The 22,160-nt window shown below is 62.5% G+C and carries 19 protein-coding genes; 13 read left to right on the forward strand and 6 right to left on the reverse strand.

From position 1 onward, the window contains the following. Positions 1-47: 47 nt before the first annotated feature. Entirely contained in the window at positions 48-575 is a 528-nt protein-coding gene (locus tag ATY77_RS29190; RefSeq protein ID WP_088689952.1) for a winged helix DNA-binding protein, read from the reverse strand. An 86-nt stretch (positions 576-661) separates the two neighbouring features. Between ATY77_RS29190 and ATY77_RS29195 the strand changes: the two genes are divergently transcribed. Next, positions 662-4,273, forward strand: coding sequence for a hydantoinase B/oxoprolinase family protein (locus ATY77_RS29195; RefSeq protein WP_088689953.1), 3,612 nt, complete (start codon positions 662-664; stop codon positions 4,271-4,273). Between the two features lie 90 nt (positions 4,274-4,363). Here the strand turns inward: ATY77_RS29195 and ATY77_RS29200 are convergent, their stop codons facing one another. Further along, positions 4,364-5,221, reverse strand: coding sequence for an SDR family oxidoreductase (locus tag ATY77_RS29200; RefSeq protein ID WP_088689954.1), 858 nt, complete (start codon positions 5,219-5,221; stop codon positions 4,364-4,366). A 192-nt stretch (positions 5,222-5,413) separates the two neighbouring features. On the opposite strand from ATY77_RS29200, the gene ATY77_RS29205 reads away from it, so the two are divergent. After that, positions 5,414-6,253 carry an IclR family transcriptional regulator gene (locus ATY77_RS29205; protein ID WP_245314402.1) on the forward strand — a complete coding sequence of 280 codons (840 nt, stop codon included), beginning with the start codon at positions 5,414-5,416 and terminating at the stop codon, positions 6,251-6,253. A 20-nt stretch (positions 6,254-6,273) separates the two neighbouring features. On the opposite strand, the gene ATY77_RS29210 is transcribed toward ATY77_RS29205, so the two are convergent. Together ATY77_RS29210 and ATY77_RS29215 are read right to left on the reverse strand one after the other, a co-directional pair. Continuing rightward, a complete protein-coding gene (locus ATY77_RS29210) occupies positions 6,274-7,482 on the reverse strand; it encodes an amidohydrolase/deacetylase family metallohydrolase (RefSeq protein ID WP_088689955.1) in 1,209 nt (402 codons plus the stop codon). Between the two features lie 244 nt (positions 7,483-7,726). Further along, on the reverse strand, positions 7,727-8,593 hold the full coding sequence (locus ATY77_RS29215) for a sigma-70 family RNA polymerase sigma factor (protein WP_088689956.1): 867 nt from the start codon (positions 8,591-8,593) through the stop codon (positions 7,727-7,729). Between the two features lie 108 nt (positions 8,594-8,701). Between ATY77_RS29215 and ATY77_RS29220 the strand changes: the two genes are divergently transcribed. Beyond that, entirely contained in the window at positions 8,702-9,160 is a 459-nt protein-coding gene (locus tag ATY77_RS29220) for a carboxymuconolactone decarboxylase family protein (protein ID WP_088689957.1), read from the forward strand. 49 nt (positions 9,161-9,209) lie between these two features. Here ATY77_RS29220 and rhaI read toward each other — a convergent pair whose 3' ends face one another. Beyond that, on the reverse strand, positions 9,210-10,502 hold the full coding sequence (gene rhaI, locus ATY77_RS29225; protein ID WP_088689958.1) for an L-rhamnose catabolism isomerase: 1,293 nt from the start codon (positions 10,500-10,502) through the stop codon (positions 9,210-9,212). 79 nt (positions 10,503-10,581) lie between these two features. Here rhaI and ATY77_RS29230 point away from each other — a divergent pair, with 79 nt between their 5' ends. Beyond that, positions 10,582-10,740, forward strand: coding sequence for a YqaE/Pmp3 family membrane protein (locus tag ATY77_RS29230; protein WP_088689959.1), 159 nt, complete (start codon positions 10,582-10,584; stop codon positions 10,738-10,740). A 53-nt stretch (positions 10,741-10,793) separates the two neighbouring features. Here the strand turns inward: ATY77_RS29230 and ATY77_RS29235 are convergent, their stop codons facing one another. Further along, positions 10,794-12,890, reverse strand: coding sequence for a bifunctional rhamnulose-1-phosphate aldolase/short-chain dehydrogenase (locus ATY77_RS29235; RefSeq protein WP_088689960.1), 2,097 nt, complete (start codon positions 12,888-12,890; stop codon positions 10,794-10,796). Between the two features lie 200 nt (positions 12,891-13,090). Between ATY77_RS29235 and ATY77_RS29240 the strand changes: the two genes are divergently transcribed. The 9 genes from ATY77_RS29240 to ATY77_RS29280 all read left to right on the forward strand — a co-directional run bounded on the left by ATY77_RS29240 (position 13,091) and on the right by ATY77_RS29280 (position 22,115). Then, positions 13,091-13,903, forward strand: coding sequence for a DeoR/GlpR family DNA-binding transcription regulator (locus ATY77_RS29240; protein ID WP_088689961.1), 813 nt, complete (start codon positions 13,091-13,093; stop codon positions 13,901-13,903). Between the two features lie 47 nt (positions 13,904-13,950). Next, the gene (rhaS, locus tag ATY77_RS29245) at positions 13,951-14,946 is read left to right on the forward strand and encodes a rhamnose ABC transporter substrate-binding protein (protein ID WP_088689962.1); all 996 of its coding nucleotides are present in this window, start codon (positions 13,951-13,953) and stop codon (positions 14,944-14,946) included. Between the two features lie 73 nt (positions 14,947-15,019). Further along, the gene (locus tag ATY77_RS29250; protein WP_088689963.1) at positions 15,020-16,555 is read left to right on the forward strand and encodes a sugar ABC transporter ATP-binding protein; all 1,536 of its coding nucleotides are present in this window, start codon (positions 15,020-15,022) and stop codon (positions 16,553-16,555) included. A gap of 10 nt (positions 16,556-16,565) precedes the next feature. After that, positions 16,566-17,567, forward strand: a complete 1,002-nt coding sequence (locus ATY77_RS29255; RefSeq protein ID WP_088689964.1) for an ABC transporter permease — start codon at positions 16,566-16,568, stop codon at positions 17,565-17,567. Further along, positions 17,564-18,574 (forward strand): ABC transporter permease, encoded by a 1,011-nt coding sequence (locus ATY77_RS29260; protein WP_088674626.1) that lies wholly within the window; start codon positions 17,564-17,566, stop codon positions 18,572-18,574. The genes ATY77_RS29255 and ATY77_RS29260 overlap by 4 nt, the downstream gene beginning before the upstream one ends. Further along, positions 18,571-18,891: an L-rhamnose mutarotase gene (gene rhaM / locus ATY77_RS29265; RefSeq protein WP_012490607.1), complete on the forward strand. Its 321-nt coding sequence runs from the start codon at positions 18,571-18,573 to the stop codon at positions 18,889-18,891. Before ATY77_RS29260 ends, rhaM begins: the two co-directional genes overlap by 4 nt. Beyond that, positions 18,888-20,267, forward strand: coding sequence for an FGGY-family carbohydrate kinase (locus ATY77_RS29270; protein WP_088689965.1), 1,380 nt, complete (start codon positions 18,888-18,890; stop codon positions 20,265-20,267). Before rhaM ends, ATY77_RS29270 begins: the two co-directional genes overlap by 4 nt. A gap of 88 nt (positions 20,268-20,355) precedes the next feature. Continuing rightward, entirely contained in the window at positions 20,356-21,114 is a 759-nt protein-coding gene (locus ATY77_RS29275; protein ID WP_088689966.1) for a fumarylacetoacetate hydrolase family protein, read from the forward strand. A 116-nt stretch (positions 21,115-21,230) separates the two neighbouring features. Beyond that, the gene (locus ATY77_RS29280; RefSeq protein WP_088689967.1) at positions 21,231-22,115 is read left to right on the forward strand and encodes an AraC family transcriptional regulator; all 885 of its coding nucleotides are present in this window, start codon (positions 21,231-21,233) and stop codon (positions 22,113-22,115) included. Positions 22,116-22,160: the final 45 nt, after the last annotated feature.

Here is a 22,160-nt window from a genome sequence, read left to right on the forward strand (position 1 = left end):
CGCCTGAACACCGGGGGATCTCTCCCTGCCCCCGACAAGGGCTGTCGTCATAAAGAGGCGGCGGCCCTTGCTGCTTGATCATAGTGGCCGGAAAGCGCCCTGAGTGTCGCCGCTACCGCCGATGTCGCCGCCGGATCGAGCCCAAGCCCCTTGACCGAATCCACCAGCAGCGCTTCGCGCACCGCCCGGTATTTCAGGCAGGTTTCAAGGCCCTTGCCGGTGGCGGCGATCAGCTTCTCCTTGCCCGTCCGCGCGCTTTTCACGAGACCGCGCTTTTCCAGCTTCTTGATCGCATAAATCACCAGATGCGTGTCCTCGACACCGAGCACGCTGCAGAGATCACCGAGCCGTTTCGGCCGCTGCCGGTGAGCCACCGAATGCAGCACCAGCACGTCGATCGCCGCGCATCCGGGCTCGCCCGCTGCCGTCATGCAGCGTATCATCCAGCGGTCGAAGGCATTGCTCGCGAGGATGAGGCCGAATTCCAGCTCCGAAAGAGCGGGAAGCGCGCCGTCCGCCAGATGTGCGGAAGAGACGATCGGCCCGATGTCCTGTCGCGCGTGCTGATCCGCCATGCCCAGTTCTCCAATATCCTGGAGGAAACGTTGACATTTTATCGATAAATCGTCAATAAATTTTCAGTTCAACAGGAGGTCGGACGATGGGCAGTCAGTGGGATTTCTGGATCGATCGCGGCGGCACCTTCACCGATATCGTCGCGAGGCGTCCCGATGGTTCGCTCGTCGCCCACAAGCTGCTTTCGGAAAATCCGGAGGCCTATCGCGACCCGGCCGTTCACGGCATCCGCGAATTGCTCGGCCTCAAAGCCGGCGATCCGATCCCCTCCGAGCGCATCGGCGCGGTGAAGATGGGCACGACGGTCGCCACCAATGCGCTGCTGGAACGCAAGGGTGATCCGACCCTGCTGGTGACGACGAAGGGTTTCCGCGATGCGCTGGAGATCGGCTACCAGGCCCGCGCCGATATCTTCGCCAAGAAGATCGTCAAGCCTGAGCTGCTCTATGCCGATGTCATCGAGGCGGACGAGCGGGTGCTGGCGGACGGCACGGTGGAACGCCCGCTCGACGAGGATAATTTGCGCCAGGCGCTCGAGTCCGCCTATGCCGGGGGCCTGCGCGCCGTCGCCATCGTCTTCATGCACGCCTATCGCTATCCCGAGCACGAAGAACGGGCTGCCGACATCGCGCGCGCGGTCGGCTTTACACAGATCTCGCCCTCGCACGTCGTTTCACCGCTCATCAAGCTTGTCGGACGCGGCGACACCGCCGTCGTCGATGCCTATCTGTCTCCGGTTCTCCGGCGCTATGTCGACCAGGTTGCCGGCGAACTCGGCGCGACCGAAGGAGAAGGCCCGAAGCTGATGTTCATGCAGTCCTCCGGCGGGCTGACGGACGCACATCTCTTCCAGGGCAAGGACGCGATCCTTTCCGGCCCTGCCGGCGGCGTGGTCGGCGCGGTCGAGGTCTCGCGCATCGCCGGTTTCAACAGGATGATCGGCTTCGACATGGGCGGGACATCGACCGACGTTTCGCACTACGATGGGGAACTGGAACGCGCCTTCGAGACCGAAGTTGCCGGTGTGCGCATGCGTGCGCCGATGATGAAGATCCACACGGTGGCTGCCGGCGGCGGCTCGATCCTGAGCTACGACGGCTCGCGCTTCCGCGTCGGCCCGGAATCGGCCGGCGCGACACCCGGCCCGAAATCCTATCGCCGCAACGGGCCGCTTGCCGTTACCGACGCCAATATCATGACCGGCAAGCTGCTGCCGGAATTCTTCCCCGCGATCTTCGGGCCGGAGCAGGATCAGCCGCTCGATGCCGATGCGGTGCGCGCCGCCTTTGCCGAGATGGCAGAGACGATCGGCGGCGGACGGACGGCTGAGGATGTTGCCGACGGCTTCCTCGCCATCGCCGTCGAGAATATGGCGAACGCCATCAAGAAGATCTCCGTCCAGCGCGGCTATGATGTTTCCGGTTATGCGCTCACCTGCTTCGGCGGCGCCGGCGGCCAGCATGCCTGCCTCGTCGCCGACAGCCTCGGCATGAAGACCGTGCTGATCCACCCCTTCTCCGGCATTCTCTCGGCCTATGGCATGGGGCTTGCCGATATCCGCGCCACCCGCCAGCGCGCGGTGCTGACGGAGATCGCCGAGGCGCTGGCGACGATCGGCGGCACCAGGAGCGAACTGGAGAAAGATGTCCGCGAGGAACTGGCGCTGCAAGGCGTCGAGGCCGCCGATATGGAGATCGTCACCCGGCTTCACCTGCAATATAAGGGCACCGACACGGCCCTGCCCGTCGCCTTCGGACCACAGGAGGAGATGGTGCAAGCCTTCGCCATCGCTCACAAGAAGCAGTTCGGCTTTATCTTCGAAGACCGTCCTGTTGTCGTCGACTCCATCGAAGTCGAGGGCATCGGCGGCGGCGCCGATATCGAGGAAGCAGAGACACAGGCAGAAGCCTTCGCACCGCAAGCGCTCCGCACGACCCGCTTCTTTTCCGGCGGCGCATGGCATGAGGCCGGCATCTTCAAGCGCGATGCGCTGAAGCCCGGCGCGGTCCTGAAAGGCCCGGCCCTCATCATCGAGCCGCATCAGACGATCGTCGTCGAGCCCGGCTGGCAGGCAAGGCTCACCGGCCTCGATCATATCGTCCTCACCCGCGAAATCGCGCTTGCCCGCAATGCCGCGATCGGCACGAATGCCGATCCCGTCATGCTCGAGGTCTTCAACAACCTCTTCATGGCGATCGCCGAGCAGATGGGCGTGACGCTGCAGAACACCGCCCATTCGGTCAATATCAAGGAGCGGCTCGATTTCTCCTGCGCCGTCTTCGACCGCACCGGCGCGCTCGTCGCCAATGCGCCGCATATGCCGGTGCATCTCGGCTCCATGGACCGCTCCGTCGAAACCATCATCCGCTTGAACGAAGGCCGCATCCGCCCAGGCGACGTCTTCGCGCTGAACGCGCCTTACAATGGCGGCACGCATCTGCCCGACATCACCGTCGTCACCCCGGTCTTCGACGACGCGGGAAAGACCATCCTGTTTTACGTCGCCTCGCGCGGCCATCACGCCGATATCGGCGGCAAGGCGCCGGGCTCTATGACACCGCGGGCGACGAAGGTCGACGAGGAGGGCGTGCTGATCGACAACTTTCTATTGGTCGACGAAGGCCGTTTCCGCGAGGCCGAATTCGCGGCCATGCTGACGGATCATCCTTATCCCGCCCGCAATCCGGCCCAGAATCTTGCCGACGTCAAGGCGCAGATCGCCGCCAACGAAAAGGGCGTGCACGAACTGCGCAAGATGGTCGCCCATTTCGGGCTCAATGTCGTCGAGGCCTATATGGGCCATGTGCAGGACAATGCCGAGGAGAGTGTCCGCCGGGTGATCGCCCGCTTGAGCGACAGCGAGTTCACCTATCCCACCGATCAGGGCGCCGTCATCAAGGTGAAGATCACCGTGGACAGGCAGGCGCGCGAGGCGACGGTCGATTTCACCGGCACGAGCGCGCAGCAGCCGACCAATTTCAATGCGCCGGAACCGGTGACGCGCGCCGCCGTGCTCTATGTCTTCCGCGTCATGGTCGAGCAGCCGATCCCGATGAATGCCGGCTGCCTGAGGCCGATCCGGATCATCGTGCCGGAGGGCTCCATGCTGCGCCCGGCCTATCCGGCCGCCGTCGTCGCCGGCAATGTCGAGACCAGCCAGCACGTGACGAATGCGCTGTTCGGCGCGCTCGGGACGCTGGCGGCGGCCCAGGGCTCGATGAACAACCTGACCTTCGGCAATGCCGCCTATCAATATTACGAGACGATCTGCGCCGGCGGGCCTGCCGGCCTTCTCAACGACGGCAGCGGCTTCGGCGGTGCCGACGGCGTGCACACGCACATGACCAATTCGCGCCTGACCGATCCGGAAGTGCTGGAATTCCGCTTCCCTGTCGTGCTTGAGGATTTCCACATCCGCCGCGGCTCCGGCGGCAGGGGGCAATACAGCTCCGGCGGCGGAACCGAGCGCACCATCCGTTTCCTGGAGACGATGGATTGCAGCATTCTCTCCTCGCATCGCACGATCCGGCCCTTCGGCCTCTTCGGCGGGGAGGATGGGCAATTGGGGAAAACCGAGATTCGCCGCGCGGACGGCAACGTGGAACGGCTGGAAGGCTGCGACCAGGCAATGCTCGCCGCCGGCGACGCCGTGATCGTCACGACGCCGACCGGCGGCGGCTACGGCAAGCCACATTGAAGCGCATCGCATCAGATCTTAAAGATACGCTTCAGTTCCTTGTGTCATGCATGTTTTTGCCCCGGAACCGCCAATCCCGGGCGACCTGCATCAAAGGATCGGCTTGCCGCCGGTGACCGCGATTGTCGTGCCGGAGACATAGCTCGACAAAGGATCGGCCAGCATCACATAGGCTGTCGCAAGTTCGGCCGGCTGGCCGGGCCGCTTCATCGGCACCTGCTTGCCGAAATTGCTGACGCTGTCCTCGGGCAGCGTCGAAGGGATGAGCGGCGTCCAGATCGGCCCCGGCGCCACGGCATTGGCGCGAATGCCCTTCTCGGCCAGAAGCTGGGCGAGGCCGGCGGTAAAATTCTGGATCGCGCCCTTGGTCGTCGCATAGGCAAGCAGCGTCGGGTTCGGATTGTCGGAATTGATCGAAGCCGTGTTGATGATGGCGCTGCCGGGTTTCATATGGGGCACCGCCGCCTTGGTCAGGTAGAACATCGCGTGGATATTGACCTTGAAGGTCAGTTCCCATTCCTCGTCGCTGATCTCGTCGATGCTCTTGAAGCTCGCCTGATGCGCGGCGTTGTTGACGAGAATGTCGATGCCGCCAAGCTCCTTGACCGCTGTCTCGACGATCTGCCTGCAATGGTTCGGATCCTGAATGTCGCCGCTGATCAGCACGGCCTTGCGGCCGGCCTGCTCGACCAGCCGCTTCGTCTCGTCGGCATCTTCATCCTCGTCGAGATAGGAAATGACGAGATCGGCGCCTTCCCGGGCATAGGCGATCGCCACCGCCCGGCCGATGCCGCTATCGCCGCCGGTAATGATCGCCCGCTTGCCTTTCAAGCGGTCGGAGCCGCGATAGCTCTCCTCACCATGATCGGGAATGGGATCCATCTGCGCGGTAAAACCCGGCATCGGCTGCTTCTGGGACGGGAAAGGCGGTGTCGGGTAGTTTGTCATGATGACCTCCTGGGTTCACGCTCAAACTCAGGCTGACGCTTGTTGTTCCACGTTTTGTCGTAGCGTTTTTCCAAGCAGGCGAACGGCGCCGTAGGCGATCCGTTGCCGCGATCAATCTACAAAATGTTGCGATTTGCCACAGCGACCTCTATGCCATAGTAATGTAACATGATCGCAGTGTTCATGAGGTGCGTGGAATTGGACGGAAAGACATCACCCGCAGTTTATTCCGAAGATGAGGTCCTTGCGAGCGAGGCCGGGGGCAAGGGTGCGCGCCGCGCCCGTGTCAGCGGCATCGACCGGGCGCTTCAGGTGATCGATCATCTCTATGAGACCGGTTCGCCGGCCGGCGTCTACGCCATTGCCAAGGCGGTGAAGGCGCCGCTGTCCACCGTCTACGTCATCGTCGACGATCTGGTCGAGAAGAACATGCTGACGCGCCAGGCGGATGGTTCGATCTGGCTCGGCGCGCGGCTCTATCATTACGGCCTCGCTTATGCGCGGTCGCTGGATTTCATGAGCATCGCCACCCACGAAATGCACGATCTCTGCCGCCAGGCCGGCGAAACCGTGCAGGTCTGCGGCCGCGACGGGGATTATATGCTGGTGCTTGCCATGGCCGACGGCCCGAGCCACTTCCAGGTGGCGTCGCGCGTCGGCACTCGGGTGCCGCTGAACTGGACGGCGTCGGGCCGACTGCTCGTCGGCCATCTGCCGGAGGAGGAGCGCATCGAACTCTTCAAGCGCTGCGCACGCTCGTCGCCGACCGGCCGCGCCGAGATCGATCCCGGCACGCTGTCGGAAGTCGCCGGCAAGGCCTTCGAGGCGCGCCTGTCGATCCAGGCAGGGGAATCGGATTATGCGGTGGCCTGCATCGCCTCGCCGATCTGCGACCGCGACGGCCAGTGCGTCGCCACCATTTCCATCGTGCTGCCGGAGCAGAAGGCCTTTTCCGACGAGAACCACTACACCGCGCATGTGCGCAATTCGGCAGAGCGGATCGAAAAGCTGATGGGCTGGCGAAACCGCTGAGCGTCTTGCGTCGGTAGATCCTACCGGTAGGAATAACCGTGGCTGTGGCGCACGAGCTTGCGCGCCCGCGGCACGTAGCGGCTGGCAGCGAAGGCCTCGGCGCCGATCACCGCGTGGCGCGGCTCGAACAGGTTGTTGAGGATCGACACGTCACCGTTGGAATCCGTCGCTTCGAGTTCGGAATCGACGAGATCGAAGATGGTGAATTCGGCTTTTGCGCCGACGGAAAGCCGGTTCTGCATCGGCAGCTTGATGACGGATGCTGGCGCATGGGTGACGGCCTCCACCACCTTGTCGAAGGGCATGCCGACGCTGAGCAGCTTCGACATCGTCGTCGCCAGATCCCAGACCGGGAAGTTCATCGAATGGCCGTGCAGATCAGTCGAGATCGAGAACGGCAGCAGCCCGCGCGCGATCGCCGCTTCCGCCACCTTGAAGGAGAAGGAGGCGCCGCCATGGCCGATGTCGAGGCGGATGCCCTCGGAAGCGCAGCGCTCGGCGAGATAGAAAAGATCCTCATCCTCCATGATGCTCGAACCGGCCTTGCCGTTGAAGCAGTGAGTGACGACATCGCCCGGGCCGAGAATCTCCAGCACTTCATCATAAAGCGCCGGCGGCTCGCCGACATGCACCATCATCGGCACTTTCAGGATCTTGGCGATTTTCTTGCCGAGCTTGACCGGGGTGACGCCCCAGGAGCCGGTGATGACATGGCTGGCACGCACCTTGAGACCGACGATGTGCTCGCTGTTTGCGGCATAGACCTCAAGGATACGGTCGAGATCGATATCTCTTATATCCCTGAGTTCGGCCACACGGTTGCAGGCGACGAGACCGATCGAACCGAGATTGAGGAAGGCCTTGATGCGCTCGCGCGAGGGCTCGATGATATATTCCCGAAAGCCGTGGAAATTCGCCTCGCCGGCCGAACCGGCATCGACCAGCGTGGTGACGCCGCGCTCGACGCCGCATTCGGAAGGGCGGATCGAAATATCGGTGCCGCCGTGCCAGATATGTACATGCAGATCGATCCAGCCCGGCGAAATGAAGGCGCCCTTGCCGTCGATGCGCGTGACGTCCTCAGAGACCGCGAGCGACGGACCGATCTCGGCGATCCTGCCATCGGCATTGACGAGAATGTCCAGAGCGCCCTCGCCTGCGCCGGCCCCGAAAGCTATCGGTTTGACATTGGTGAGGAGAAGGGGCTTCTTCGCCTGGTCGCCGGGCATGATATGCTTTCCTTTCGAAGTCTCGGAACGGAATCGCTCCCGATCATCCGTCTGCGGTCGCTATGGAGAGTGATGGGGAACCTGAAGATGGGGGCCTCATCTCCGACGCGATTACATAACTATGACATATGAGGCTTTATAATAGAATAAAGACGCAAGCCTCCCTGTCAAGGGATATGACGCCGGCTTGGCCACCGCGCAAGCGCGCGCGTTTCCTGCGGAAGCGCGCGAAATCCACACATTTTCAATCCCGCAGAATCGAATAGTTTATCCCTTGCAGATGCTCCGGATTGGCGACGGCGTCGATCGCGACGATCCTGCCATCGTCGATCGTCAGCGTCACCGCCACGCGAATCTGGCCGCCAATATCCACGACAAATCCAAGTTCGCCGCCCACGATGGCAAGCTCCGCGGCCTGCGCCCGACCCTTGAAGGCCTCTGCCACACCAGCCGCGCCGCGCATTGCGCCGATGCCGTACTGCGCTGCCGTCGTATCGGGCCGAAAGACGACGTCGGGGGCGAGCACCGCAAGCAGCGCCTCCAGATCGCTGTTGCGGGAAGCTGCCAGAAAGGCCTCGGCGATCGCCCGCTTCCGGGTAAAATCGACATCAGGCGCCTCGTCCACGCCCTGCACCCTGCGGCGGGCGCGGCTTGCGAGCTGGCGGGTGGCGGCGGAGGAGCGGCCGATGATCGGCGCGATCTCGTCGAAGGGCAGGTCGAACATGTCGTGCAGCACGAAGGCGACACGCTCGGCGGGCGCCAGCGTCTGCAATACCACAAGCAGCGCCAGCCCCACGGAATCGGCGAAGGCTGCTTCGCGCTCCGGATCCTTGGCCCGATCGGCAATTCCGGCATGCGCGGGCATATCCAGCGGCTCCTCGCGCCGGGTCTTGCGCGCCCGCAGCATGTCGAGGCAGATGCGCGCCACAACAGTCGTCAGCCAGCCGCCGAGATTGCCGACATCGCGCGTATCGGCGCGGTTCAATCGCAGCCAGGCCTCCTGAACGGCATCATCAGCCTCGCTGCGCGAGCCGAGCATGCGATAGGCGGCGGCGCTGAGATGCGCCCTGTTCGCCTCGAATTCATCGGCCAGCCATTTTTTCTCGTTCATCCGTCACATTCCTTTGCTGCGTTCCGTCAAGGCTATGACGAACAGAAACCGGCCGATGTGACAGCGCCGGCGGATCGTCGAACCGTAAACGCATCAAGGAAACATATCATGCACGAAAGAATGGGAAATCCCGCCCTCGTCCTTCCCGGCGCCATGCAGGCGCTGAATGCTCTCGGCAAAGTTCCGACCGAGACCGGCCTTTCGCCGCAGCTCATCGAACTCGTCAATCTCCGCGCCAGCCAGATCAACGGCTGCAGCGTCTGCATCGACGGCCATCCGCGCATCGCAAAGAAGCTCGGAGAAACGGATGAAAGGCTGTTTGCCGTCAGCGCCTGGCGCGACACGCCCTATTTCAGCGACGCCGAGCGAGCGGCGCTGGCGCTGACCGAGGCGGTGACCCGCGTGAGCGACCGCGCCGATCCGGTGCCGGATGAGATCTGGGACGAAGCGACCCGGCATTACGACGGCAAGAGCCTCGCGGCCCTCGTCATCGCCATCGCCAATATCAATGTCTGGAACCGGCTGAACATCGCGACCCGGCAGATCGCCGGCGCCTGGAAGCCGTAAACGATGATTGCCGGCAGCGCGTCACCCCTGCGCCGCCGGCAACTCAAGCTCAGATGATACCGCCGCCGCCGGCAGCGGAAGCCGGGCGCTCGGCGGCCACCTTTTTGCGGTAGCCGCTGGCGCGATAGGCGGCAACGGGATCGATCGCGCCGCCAGCTCTGCGGCGGGCCTCGGCGAGGATCGGCTCGACATCGGCGCGATAGGCGCGCTTCAGCGTTTCCGATGCCATCAGCGCGTCATTGTCCTGCTGGTAGCCATCGAGCGCCTTGCGGTCGACGATCAGCGCCTGCGCATAGGCGCGGCGGATTTCGTTGGCGCTGTTGATCAGGCTCTCGATCGGGTCGGTGATATTGTGCGACTGGTCGATCATATGGGCCGGATTGAAGTCGTTGACGCCGCGCTGCTCGGCATCGACCAGCTCGTTGAAGACGAGGAACAACCGGTAGGGATCGATCGCGCCTGCGTCGAGATCGTCATCGCCATATTTCGAATCGTTGAAGTGGAAGCCGCCGAGTTTGCCGAACTGGATCAGCCGGGCGACGATCATCTCGATATTGGTGTTCGGCGCATGGTGGCCGAGGTCGACGAGGCAGTGGGCCTTGAGGCCGAGCGTCTGGGCGATCAGGTAGTTGGTGCCCCAATCCTGCACGATCGTCGAATAGAAGGCCGGCTCATACATCTTGTGCTCGGTGAAGAGCTTCCAATCATCCGGCAGCGCCTTGTAAATATCGGCCATCGAAGCGAGGTAGCGCTCGAATGCCCTCGTAAAGTTGCTCTGGCCTGGGAAGTTCGAGCCGTCACCGATCCAGACCGTCAGCGCCTTGGAGCCGATCGCCTTTCCGATCTCGATGCATTCGAGATTGTGCTCGACCGCCTGCGCGCGCGTTGCCGCATCCGTATGGCTGAGCGAGCCGTACTTGTAGGAATGGGCCTGGCCCGGCGCATCGGAAAAGGTGTTCGAATTCATCGCGTCGAAACCGAGGCCGAGGGCATCGCCCTTGGCTTTCAATTCCCGTGCATCCGCCTTGTCCCAGGGAATATGCAGCGAGACATTCGGTGTGGCCCGCGTCAGCTGGTTGATGACTGCGCAATCGTCGAGCTTGTCGAAGATGCCGCGCGGCTCGCCGGTGCCGGGAAAACGGGCAAAGCGCGTGCCGCCGGTGCCAACACCCCAGGACGGAACGGCGACGAAAAATTCGCTGACCTTGCGTGTCACCGCCTCGATATCGACGCCGCGCCGATCAAGCGTCGCACCCAATGCGTCGTAATCGGCTTTCAGCGCCACCGCCCGTTTTTCATTTTCCGCCGCGACCAGATCCGGCGCAATCCTGAATTCAGCCATTGTTTCCTCCCACGTCGCGAACCACAGAACCGTGGTTTGCGTTCTAACGCTTGTATGTCTTCAAAACTCAGGAGCTACGATGGACATCGTCCGCATTCTTCTTGCGATCATCCTGCCGCCCCTTGGCGTATTCCTGCAGGTCGGGATCGGCCTGCATTTCTGGCTCAACATATTGCTGACGCTTTGCGGCTATGTGCCGGGGATCATCCACGCAATCTGGGTGATCCTCCGGAAATAGCTCTGTCCGTTTTGCTTGGTGCAACCGGACGCAAAACGCTGCACACTTCTGCTCTAGCGCGTAAAACTCTGCACGTTGCCGGCATCGACGTTGATGATGTTGCCGGTCGATTTGGCCGAGAGATCGGACGCGAGGAAGTAGACCGCCTCGGCGATGTCTTCGGGGAACACGTTGAGCTTCAGCATGGAACGCTTGCGGTAATGCTCCTCCAGGTCGTCCACCTCGATCTTCGAGGAGGCCGCACGCTGTTCGCGCCACTCGCCGCTCCAGATCTTGGAGCCGCGCAGGACGGCATCCGGATTGACGGTGTTGACGCGGATGCCGGCATCCGCGCCTTCCAGCGCCAGGCAACGGGCGAGATGGATTTCGGCGGCCTTCGCCGTGCAATAGGCTGACGCGTTCGGCGAAGCGGCAAGCCCGTTCTTCGATGCGATGAAGACGACGTTGCCGCCGAGTGCCTGCCGCCGGAACAGCCGGAAGGCCTCTCGCGAGACGAGGAAGTAACCGGTCGCCAGAATGTCGATGTTGCGGTTCCACGTCGACAGCTCGGTCGTTTCGATCGGCGCCGAGGAGGCGATACCGGCGTTCGAAATGAGGATGTCGATGCCGCCGAATTCGACGCAGGACTCGGCGAAGGAAGCGATAACGGCATCTTCCTTGGTAACGTCGAGCTTTACGGTGCGCACGGCATCCGCGCCGTATTTCTTCACGAAATCGGCTTCGGTCGATTCAAGCGCTGCCTGGTCGATATCGGCGAGCACCACGCAGGCGCCCTCGCCGACGAGGCGTGCGGCCGTGGCGCGGCCAATGCCGCCGGCGCCGCCGGTGACAAAGGCGACCTTGCCGGCAAGGCTCTTCGGCTTCGGCATGCGCTGCAGCTTCGCCTCTTCGAGCAGCCAGTATTCGATATCGAAAGCCTCCTGCTCCGGCAGGCCCTGATATTCCGAGACCGTCGAGGCGCCGCGCATGACGTTGATGGCGTTGACGTAGAACTCGCTGGCGATGCGGGCCGTTGCCTTGTCGCGGGCGAAGGAGAACATGCCGACGCCGGGAACGAGGAAGATGACCGGATTGGCGTCGCGCATGGCGGGCGAATTGTCATGCTTGCAGTCGTTGTAATAGCGGGCGTAGTCGGCGCGGTAATCTTCCAACGCCTTGTCGAGACCGGCGACGATCGCATCGACATTCGGCTTGGCAGGGTCGAATTCGACGATCAGCGGACGGATCTTGGTGCGCAGGAAATGGTCCGGGCAGCTGGTGCCGAGCGCGCCGAGCGGACGCAGGTTCTTCGAATTGACGAATTCCAGAACCGCATCCTGATCATCGAAATGGCCGAGCTTACGCTCCTGCTTGCCGATGCGGCCGCGAATCTCCGGCATCAGACGGGCGGCGATGGCGCGGCGTTCGGCAACGGGAAGGCTCTGGACGACGGCGCCGCCGAAGATCGTCTTGCCTTCGGTCTGGCCGGCGAACCATTCGATCGCCTTGTTGATGATATCGAGCGTCAGCTCGTAGCAGGCCTTGGCGTCATCAGCCCAGGTGAAGAGACCATGGCTTTCGAGCACGACACCCTTGGCGTTCGGGTTCGCCTTGACGAAGGCTTCGAGATCGAGACCGAGCTGGAAGCCCGGGCGGCGCCATGGAAGCCAGCCGATCTCGTCACCGAAGATCAGCTTGGTCAGCTCCTTGGAATTCTTCGAAGCAGCGATCGCGATGATCGCGTCGGGATGCATGTGATCGACATGGGTGAAAGGCACGAAACCGTGCAACGGCGTATCGATCGAGGCGGCGCGGGCATTCAGGTTGAACGTGCAATGCGGCAGGAAGCCGACCATGCGGTCTTCATCCTCGACACCCTTATAGATGCCCTTCAGCGCTTCCAGCTTCTCCTGATAGAGGGTGGCGAAACCGTCGAGCTTGATGGTGCCGACATCGCCGCCCGAGCCCTTGACCCAGAGGACCTTGACCTTGTCACCGGTCAGCGGATCGGTTTCCATCACCTTCGCCGAGGTGTTGCCGCCGCCGTAGTTGGTGATGCGCTTGTCGGCGCCGAGCAGATTGGAGCGATAAAGAAGCTTGCCGGGCTCGTCGAGGCTTGCTGCGTAAGCCTCATCCCACCGGTTTTCCAGAAGCCGGACGTTCGCCGCCATGTCATCCTCCCATATGAAATCATCATCGGGACGCGAGAGTTCGCGCCCTTTTCGCTGACGGTATCGCTCATCAAAATAGAGTTTGTCAATCGAAAACGATCAAATTCGATTATTGTGCAGCGCAATATGAAAATTTATGATCGTTTGTGATTGACAGCTTTTAACGGATAAGAAATAAATACGACAAGAGGAGGAGCCCAATGCACGAACGCGAACGTCATCGCATCATTCTAAGCGCCGTTCAGGAAAAGTCCGTGGTCACGATCCAGGACATTTCCGAGCTGACGGAAGCTTCCGAAGCGACAATTCGGCGCGACATTGCGGCTCTTCACGTCCAGGGCAAGATCCGCCGTGTGCGCGGCGGCGCCGAAGCGGTGCACCCGCCGCAGCTCGGCAACCTCGCCGGCCGGCCGTTCCGGGTTTCAGAATCAGTCAACATCGATAAAAAACGCGCAATTGCGCGCGCAGCCGTCGATCTCTGCGAGGCGGGCGACGCCATCATCATCAATGGCGGCACGACGACCTTCCAGATGGTGCATTACATGGCTGGCCACCGCATGCAGGTCATGACCAATTCTTTCGCCATCGCCGAACATCTGGTGAAGCATTCCAAGAACACGGTGACGGTGCCGGGCGGCGCGATCTATCGCGAGCAGAGCCTCATCCTGTCGCCTTTCGACAATGACGCGATCCGCAATTTTTATGCGCGGCGCATGTTCATCGGCGCCCAGGGCGTCGGCCCGCTCGGCATCATGGAGGCGGATGCCCTCATCATCCAGAGCGAGCAGAAGCTGATGCACCAGGCCGATGAACTCGTGGTCATGGTCGATTCAAGCAAATTCAATCGCCGGTCGAGCCTCATTCTCTGCGCGCTCGACCGTGTTTCTGCGGTCATCACCGATGACGCAATCTCGGACGAGGCAGCTCGCATGGTCGAGAATGCCGGCGTCCGGCTCGTCGTCGCAAGCCCGGTGGCCCAGCTTGTGAAGGAGGATTCCTCGTCGGTCGCATGAAGCGCCGCCGAGGTGTGGCAGTCTAATCTTAATGGGAGGAAAGTGACATGAAACTCGCAAAGACACTCGCGCTCGGCGTAGCGCTCGCCGTCGCCATGATGGCCGGCACCGCAAGCGCCAAGGACATCAAGATCGGCCTCGTCGTGAAGTCGCTCGGCAACGGCTTCTTCGACGCCGCCAACAAGGGTGCCCAGGAAGCCGCCAAGGAACTCGGCGGCGTCGAGGTCATCTACACCGGTCCGACGACGACGACGGCCGAAGGCCAGATCGAAGTCATCAACTCGCTGATCGCGCAGGGCGTCGACGCCATCGCCGTTTCGGCCAACGATCCGGACGCGCTCGTTCCGGCTCTGAAGAAGGCGACCCAGCGCGGCATCAAGGTCATCTCCTGGGATTCCGGCGTGGCACCCGAGGGCCGCATCCTGCAGCTCAATCCGTCGTCCAACGAGCTGATCGGCAAGATGTGCCTGACGCTCGCCAAGGACCATCTCGATGGCGGCAAGGGCGACTTCGCCATCCTGTCGGCGACGACCACCTCGACCAACCAGAACATCTGGATCGACCAGATGAAGAAGCAGCTCAAGGATTTCCCGGGCCTCAATCTCGTCACCACGGTTTACGGCGACGACCTCTCGGACAAGTCCTATCGTGAAGCCGAAGGCCTCTTGAAGTCGAACCCGAACGTCAAGGTCATCGTCGCTCCGACGACGGTCGGCGTTCTCGCCGCTTCCAAGGTGGTCGAAGACAAGGGCCTTGTCGGCAAGGTCTACGTCACCGGCCTCGGCCTGCCGTCTGAAATGGCCGGCGCGATCAAGTCGGGCGCCACGAAGGAATTCGCCATCTGGAACCCGATCGACCTCGGCTATTCCGCAACCCAGATCGCCTATCGCCTCGTCAAGGGCGAGACCGATGGCAAGCCGGGCAGCGAAATCGCGGCCGGCCGCATGGGCAAGATCAAGGTCGGCGACAACGGCGAAGCCGCCATGGCCGATCCCTTCGTCTACAATGCTTCGAACATCGACCAGTTCTCCAAGGTCTTCTGATCGGAAGCACACACATAAGAGCCCGGCGGCTTTGCGGCCGCCGGGATTTCCCATTCGACATTGGTAGAAGCTGATGAACGCCGCCTTTCAACAACCCGCCACGGACAGCAAAACCGGCGATGCGCCCGCCATTCTGGAAATGCGCGGCATCTCACAGATCTTTCCCGGCGTGAAAGCGCTGGACAATGTCAGCATCGCGCTCCATCCCGGCACGGTGACGGCGCTGATCGGCGAAAACGGTGCCGGAAAATCGACGCTCGTCAAGATCCTCACCGGCATTTACAGGCCGAACGAAGGTGAGATTCTGGTCGATGGCCAGCCGGTGACCTTCGCCAGCGCCCAGGCCGCCATCGATGCCGGCGTCACCGCCATTCATCAGGAGACCGTGCTTTTCGACGAACTGACGGTCGCCGAAAACATCTTCCTCGGCCATGCGCCGCGCACACGCTTCCGCACCATCGACTGGGCGGCGATGAACAGCCGCTCGAAGGCGCTGCTGACCGCGCTCGAAAGCAATATCGACCCGACGATCCGCCTGAAGGACCTCTCCATCGCGCAGCGCCATCTGGTGGCAATCGCGCGCGCTTTGTCGATCGAAGCCCGCATCGTCATCATGGACGAGCCGACGGCCGCCCTCTCCCGCAAGGAAATCGACGACCTCTTCCGCATCGTCCGGGGCCTGAAGGAACAGGGCAAGGCGATTCTCTTCATCAGCCACAAGTTCGACGAGCTTTACGAGATCGCCGACGATTTCGTCGTCTTCCGCGACGGCCGCGCTGTCGGCCAGGGCCGGCTCAAGGAAACGCCGCAGGACGAGATCGTCCGCATGATGGTCGGCCGCGACGTCGAGAACGTCTTTCCGAAGATCGATGTCGCCATCGGCGGCCCCGTTCTGGAGATCCGCAACTACAGCCACCGCACCGAATTCCGCGACATTTCCTTCACGCTGCGCAAGGGCGAGATTCTCGGCATTTACGGCCTGATCGGCGCCGGCCGCTCGGAACTCTCGCAATCGCTCTTCGGCATCACCAAACCGCTCTCCGGCAGGATGGTGCTCGAAGGCCAGGATGTCACCATCCATTCGCCGCAGGATGCGATCCGCGCCGGCATCGTCTACGTGCCGGAAGAGCGCGGCCGCCATGGCCTGGCGCTGCCGATGCCGATCTTCCAAAATATGACGCTGCCTTCGCTCGCCCGCACCTCGCGCCGAGGCTTCCTCCGGGCCGCGAACGAATTCGCGCTGGCGCGCAAATATGCCGAACGGCTGGATCTGCGCGCTGCCGCCCTGTCCGTACCGGTCGGCACGCTGTCGGGCGGCAATCAGCAGAAGGTCGTTATCGGCAAATGGCTGGCGACGGCGCCGAAGGTGATCATTCTCGACGAACCCACAAAGGGCATCGACATCGGCTCGAAGGCCGCCGTGCACGGCTTCATCAGCGAACTCGCGGCCGAGGGCCTGTCGATCATCATGGTCTCCTCGGAGTTGCCGGAGATCATCGGCATGTCGGACCGCGTCCTCGTCATGAAGGAAGGCCTGTCGGCCGGGATTTTCGAACGCGCCGAACTGTCGCCGGAAGCGCTGGTGCGCGCCGCCACCGGCAACGCATGAGGTTAAGAGCATGGCAAGACTGATCAGAAAACGCGAAACCCTGCTGTTCCTCATCATCGTCGTGATGATCGCGGTCTTTTCGACCCGCGCTGCGGATTTCGCCACGCCCGGCAATCTCGCCGGCATCTTCAACGATACCTCCATCCTGATCATCCTGGCGCTCGCCCAGATGACGGTCATCCTGACGAAATCGATCGACCTTTCCGTCGCCGCCAATCTCGCCTTCACCGGCATGGCGATCGCGATGATGAATGCCGCCTATCCCGGCCTGCCGCTCGTCGTGCTCATCCTTACGGCGATCGTCATCGGCGCCGCGCTCGGCACGATCAACGGCCTCCTCGTCTGGCGCCTCGAAATCCCGCCGATCGTCGTCACGCTCGGCACGCTCACCATCTATCGCGGCATGGCCTTCGTGCTCTCGGGCGGCGCCTGGGTCAACGCGCACCAGATGACCTCGACCTTCCTCGCCGTTCCCCGCACGCCGATCCTCGGTCTGCCGGTGCTGAGCTGGGTCGCGATCATCATCGTAGCGCTGATGTACATGCTGCTGCGCTACAGCCAGTTCGGCCGCTCGGCCTATGCGACCGGCGGCAATCCGACCGCAGCCGTCTATGCCGGCATCGATACGGGCCGGACGAAATTCCTGGCCTTCGTCTTGTCGGGCGCCTTGGCGGGTCTCGCGAGCTATCTCTGGGTGTCGCGTTACGCCGTCGCCTATGTCGATATCGCCAACGGCTTCGAACTCGACAGCGTCGCGGCCTGCGTCATCGGCGGCATTTCGATTGCCGGCGGCGTCGGCTCCGTCGCCGGCACGGTGCTCGGCGCGCTCTTCCTCGGCGTCATCAAGAATGCGCTGCCGGTCATCGGCATCTCACCCTTCACGCAGATGGCGATATCAGGCACCGTCATCATTCTCGCCGTCGCCTTCAACGCCCGGCGCGAGCGCAACCGCGGCCGCATCATCCTGCGCGACCGCGCCGCAGCCGACACCAGAACGGAGGCCGCAGCATGAGCGCCGTTTCAGCACAGCCCGAAAAGCGCACCATTCCCGACCGCCTCGGCACGCCTTTCCGACGCATCATCGCAAGCTGGGAAGTGTTGCTCTTTGCCGTCGCCGTCCTGATCTTCATTTTCAATTCCCTGGCTTCGCCCTATTTCCTCGATGCCTGGAACCTCTCGGACGCCACCTTCAACTTCACCGAAAAGGCGATGATCGCCTTTGCGATGGCGCTGCTCGTCATCTCGGGCGAGATCGACCTCTCGGTCGCCGCGATCATCGCGCTCGCCTCGACGGCGATGGGGGCGGCAGCGCAGCTCGGCATCGGCACGCCCGGCCTTGTGCTGATCGGCATCGGCACCGGCCTTGCCTGCGGCATCTTCAACGGCGTGCTCGTCTCGGTGCTGAAACTGCCGTCGATCGTCGTCACCATCGGCACGATGAGCCTTTTTCGCGGCATTTCCTATATCGTGCTCGGCGACCAGGCCTATGGCAAATACCCGGCCGATTTCGCCTATTTCGGCCAGGGTTACGTCTTCTGGGTCTTTTCCTTCGAGTTCGTGCTCTTCATCGTCGTGGCGATCCTCTTCGCCATCCTGCTGCATGCGACGAATTTCGGCCGGCAAGTCTATGCGATCGGCAATAACGACTTTGCCGCCCGCTTCTCCGGCATCCCGGTCGAGCGCGTCAAATTCATCCTCTTCCTGCTGACCGGCATCATGAGCGGTGTCGCCGCCGTCTGCCTGACCTCGCGCCTCGGCTCGACCCGGCCGTCGATCGCCCAGGGCTGGGAACTCGAGGTCGTCACCATGGTCGTGCTCGGCGGCATTTCGATCCTCGGCGGCTCGGGCAGGATCGGCGGCGTCGTCATCGCCGCCTTCGTCATGGGCCTCGTCACCTTCGGCCTCGGCCTGTTGAACGTGCCCGGCATCGTCATGTCGATCTTCATCGGCCTTCTCCTCATCATTACCATCGCCATCCCGATCATCGCCCGCCGCATCAAGATCATGAGCTCCCGATGACATCAGAAAAACACGCCTTCAAGATGCAGCTCAATCCCGGCATGGAAGCAGAATACCGCAAGCGCCATGACGAGATCTGGCCGGAACTGGTCGATCTCCTGCACCAGTCCGGCGCCAGCGACTATTCCATCCATCTCGACCGCGAGACCAATACGCTGTTCGGCGTGCTGACGCGGCCGAAGGACCACACGATGGCGAGCCTGCCGGAACATCCCGTCATGAAGAAATGGTGGGCGCACATGGCCGATATCATGGCGACCAATCCGGATAATTCGCCCGTCCAGAGCGACCTCGTCACCCTCTTCCATATGCCATGACCGCCAGCTCCTATCGCCGCATCGCCGTTCTCGACATCGGCAAGACCAACGCCAAGGTCGTCGTGCTCGACAGCGAGACGGGCGCCGAGATCGCCGTGCTGAAGCGGCCGAACGTTACGATCAAAACCGGCCCCTACCCGCATTACGACATAGAGGCTCTCTGGTCCTTCGCGCTCGATGCGCTGAAGAGCCTGGCCCGGGATCCCGGCTTCGATGCCATCTCGATCACCACCCATGGCGCCGCCGCCGCTCTGCTCGGCCGCGATGGGGCGCTCGCCATGCCTGTGATCGATTATGAGCATGAATATCCCGAGGCGATCCGCGACGCCTATACGGCGCTCCGCCCCTCCTTCGGCGAAACCTTCTCGCCGCGCCTCGCAATGGGCCTCAATGTCGGGGCGCAGTTGCACTATCAGAAGAGCGCCTTCCCCGAGGAATTCGCCAAGGTCACTGATATCCTCACCTATGCGCAATACTGGACGGCGCGACTGACCGGCGTTGCCGCCAACGAGCTGACCTCGCTCGGCTGCCACACCGACCTCTGGAACCCAAGGACCGGCAGCTATTCTTCGCTGGTCGACACACTTGGCATCCGCGATCTGATGGCGCCGATCCGTTCCGCCTTCGATGCGATCGGCCCGGTTCTTCCCGAAATCGCCGCTGAACTCGGCCTTGCCGCACCGGTGCCGGTCTATTGCGGCATTCACGATTCCAACGCTTCGCTGCTGCCGCACCTCATCCATCGGGAAGCTCCATTCGCCGTCGTCTCCACCGGCACATGGGTCATCAATTTCGGTGTCGGCGGCAATCTCGATCATCTCGATCCGAAACGCGATGCGCTCGCCAATGTCGATGCCTATGGACGTGCCGTTCCCTCCTCGCGCTTCATGGGCGGGCGGGAATTCGAAATCCTTTCGGCGGAAATCGGCCCTGTCGACGAAAAATCGGCTCAGGCGGCGATCGGTCCGGTGATCGATAAGGGCATCATGCTGCTGCCGAACATCGCTCCCGGCTCCGGCCCCTTTCCGGGTAAGACAAGCCGCTGGATCGGTGCTGAAGCGGCCAGCCGCGAAGAGCGTCATGCTGCCGCCTGCCTCTACCTTGCGCTGATGACCGATGCCTGCCTCGGACTGATCGGGGCTAAAGGTGCTGTCATCGTCGAAGGTCCCTTCGCTCTGAACGAAACCTACCTCACGCTGCTGGCCGCGCTTGCCGGCCGCGAGATCATCGCCCTTCCCGGGACCACCGGCACCAGCCAGGGTGCCGCCCTACTTACCGGCATCCGGCCGGTGGCGGGCGCCGAGACGCATTTTCCGCCGGCCGATATCCCGGGTCTCTCCGCCTATCGCGATCGCTGGTACGCGGCGATGGAATAGGAGTCTTTCCAAGATCGGGCCAAGATCGGGCTTGTCCGTCCCGGCCTTGCGGTTAGTGTGCACCTCGAAAATCATTCGAGGAGCTATCATGACAGAGACATTCGATCCGCGCGGCCTCGCATCCAGGCTTCACAGCCTGCACCAGGCCGGCCGGCAGGAGGAAACGGGCACCTTCGCGCTGCCGGCCGATCTGCACCAGGCGATGGAAGCGCAGAACTTTCTGGCAGCGGCGGACGGTATTTCCAGCAATGCCTGGAAGGTGACGGTCTCCCCGCAGGGCCAAGCCGTCACCGCCCCTTTGCATCCCTGTGTCGAAGCCGCCTCGGGCGCTAGCATTGCCTGGTATCCGGGCCTGAAATTCGAGACGGAGATCGCCGTTCGCCTCGGCAAGGACCTGCCGATCCGGCAAGGCGTCCCCTACAGCCGTGCCGAAGTGGTGGAGGCGATTTCCGCGGTCTATCTCGGCGCCGAACTGCTGGTTAGCGCCGTCAAGGAGAGCGGCGGCGTTTCCTTCCTGCTGTTTCTCGCCGACCGGCTCGGCAATAGCGGCTATGTGCTCGGCCCGCAGGTCGACAAAAGCCTTGTCGATACCGCCGCCGGCACGCCGCTCAAGATCACCCATGCCGGCCGCACCATCTATGATGGCCCGGCACAGCATCCGAAGGGCGACGTGCTGACCTGGCTCGTCGATTACGCCAATGACGGGCTGCGCCCGCAGACATCGCTCAGTATGGGCGCATTGATCACGACCGGTACTCTGAGCGGCGCCATCGAGCTGGCCGAGCCCGGCGAAATCGACATTCTGCTCGGCGACATCGGACTGCGTTTCTCGGTGTCGAAGACCTGATCCACCGGCGGTTCACCGCCGGATTTGGTGATTGTCATCCGCTTCCGCCTATTGTAATAAACTTGAGTATTAATTGAAAGTTTACTTCCGGCGCATGGCCGGGGGCGGAAATGCAAATGACGTTTCAACCGCGGATGCAGAACAAGATCCAGGGCTTTTCGGTCATAGGCGGCGTGCATCGCCGCGTGTGGAACGGCATCGTCGCCGATGTCTGGGACGTGGAATGCGCCTCTTATGCCGGCGGCTACTATGTCTCGCGCGATCCCCGGCTCTTCATCATGCTCGACAAGCGGGGACCGGGCAATTCGCGCATCAAGCTCTCGCCGAAGGCACAAGGCACCGTTCAGGACACGGAAAAGCGGCCGATCTCCTATGTACCGGCCGGCATGGAAGTCTGGGCCGATCTGACCGACGTGCATTCGGTGCGCCATCTCGACCTCCATTTCGATGCCGACACCATCAGCCGCAGGCTGATGGAGGATATCGATCCGCGCCGCCTGGAAAGCCCGCAGCTTCTCTTTTCCGATGACCGGGTGCTGGCGCTGGCGCAGCTGGTCGCCCGCGAATGCCTCAATCCGGAGCCGCTGCACGATCTCTATGGCGACGGCCTCGCGCTGGCGCTGATCATCGACGTTCTCAAGCTTTCCAAGGCCATGCCGCGCAAACGCAGCAAGCTGGCCTCCTGGCAGCTTCGCCGCGCGACCGATTTCATCGAGGAGAATTGCCTGCGCAATATCCGCCTCGAAGAACTTGCCGCCCTGACCGGCCTGTCGCAATCGCATTTCAGCCATGCCTTCAAGGCCTCAACTGGGGTCGCTCCTCATCAATGGCAGACCAATGCCCGGCTGAGCAGGGCCAAGCGGCTGCTCGTCGAGAGCGAATATGCCTTGACCGCGATCGCCGCCGAAACCGGCTTTGCCGATCAGGCCCATTTCACCCGCGTTTTCCGCAAGCATGTCGGCACCACACCAGCGAGCTGGAAAAAGGCACAAGTTGCCTGATTGCAACGCCTCCTGGGCAATTATTTCCGACGCGGAGAATTGCCC

The sequence above is a fragment of the Rhizobium sp. R634 genome (genome assembly GCF_002211305.1).
GTDB lineage: Bacteria > Pseudomonadota > Alphaproteobacteria > Rhizobiales > Rhizobiaceae > Rhizobium.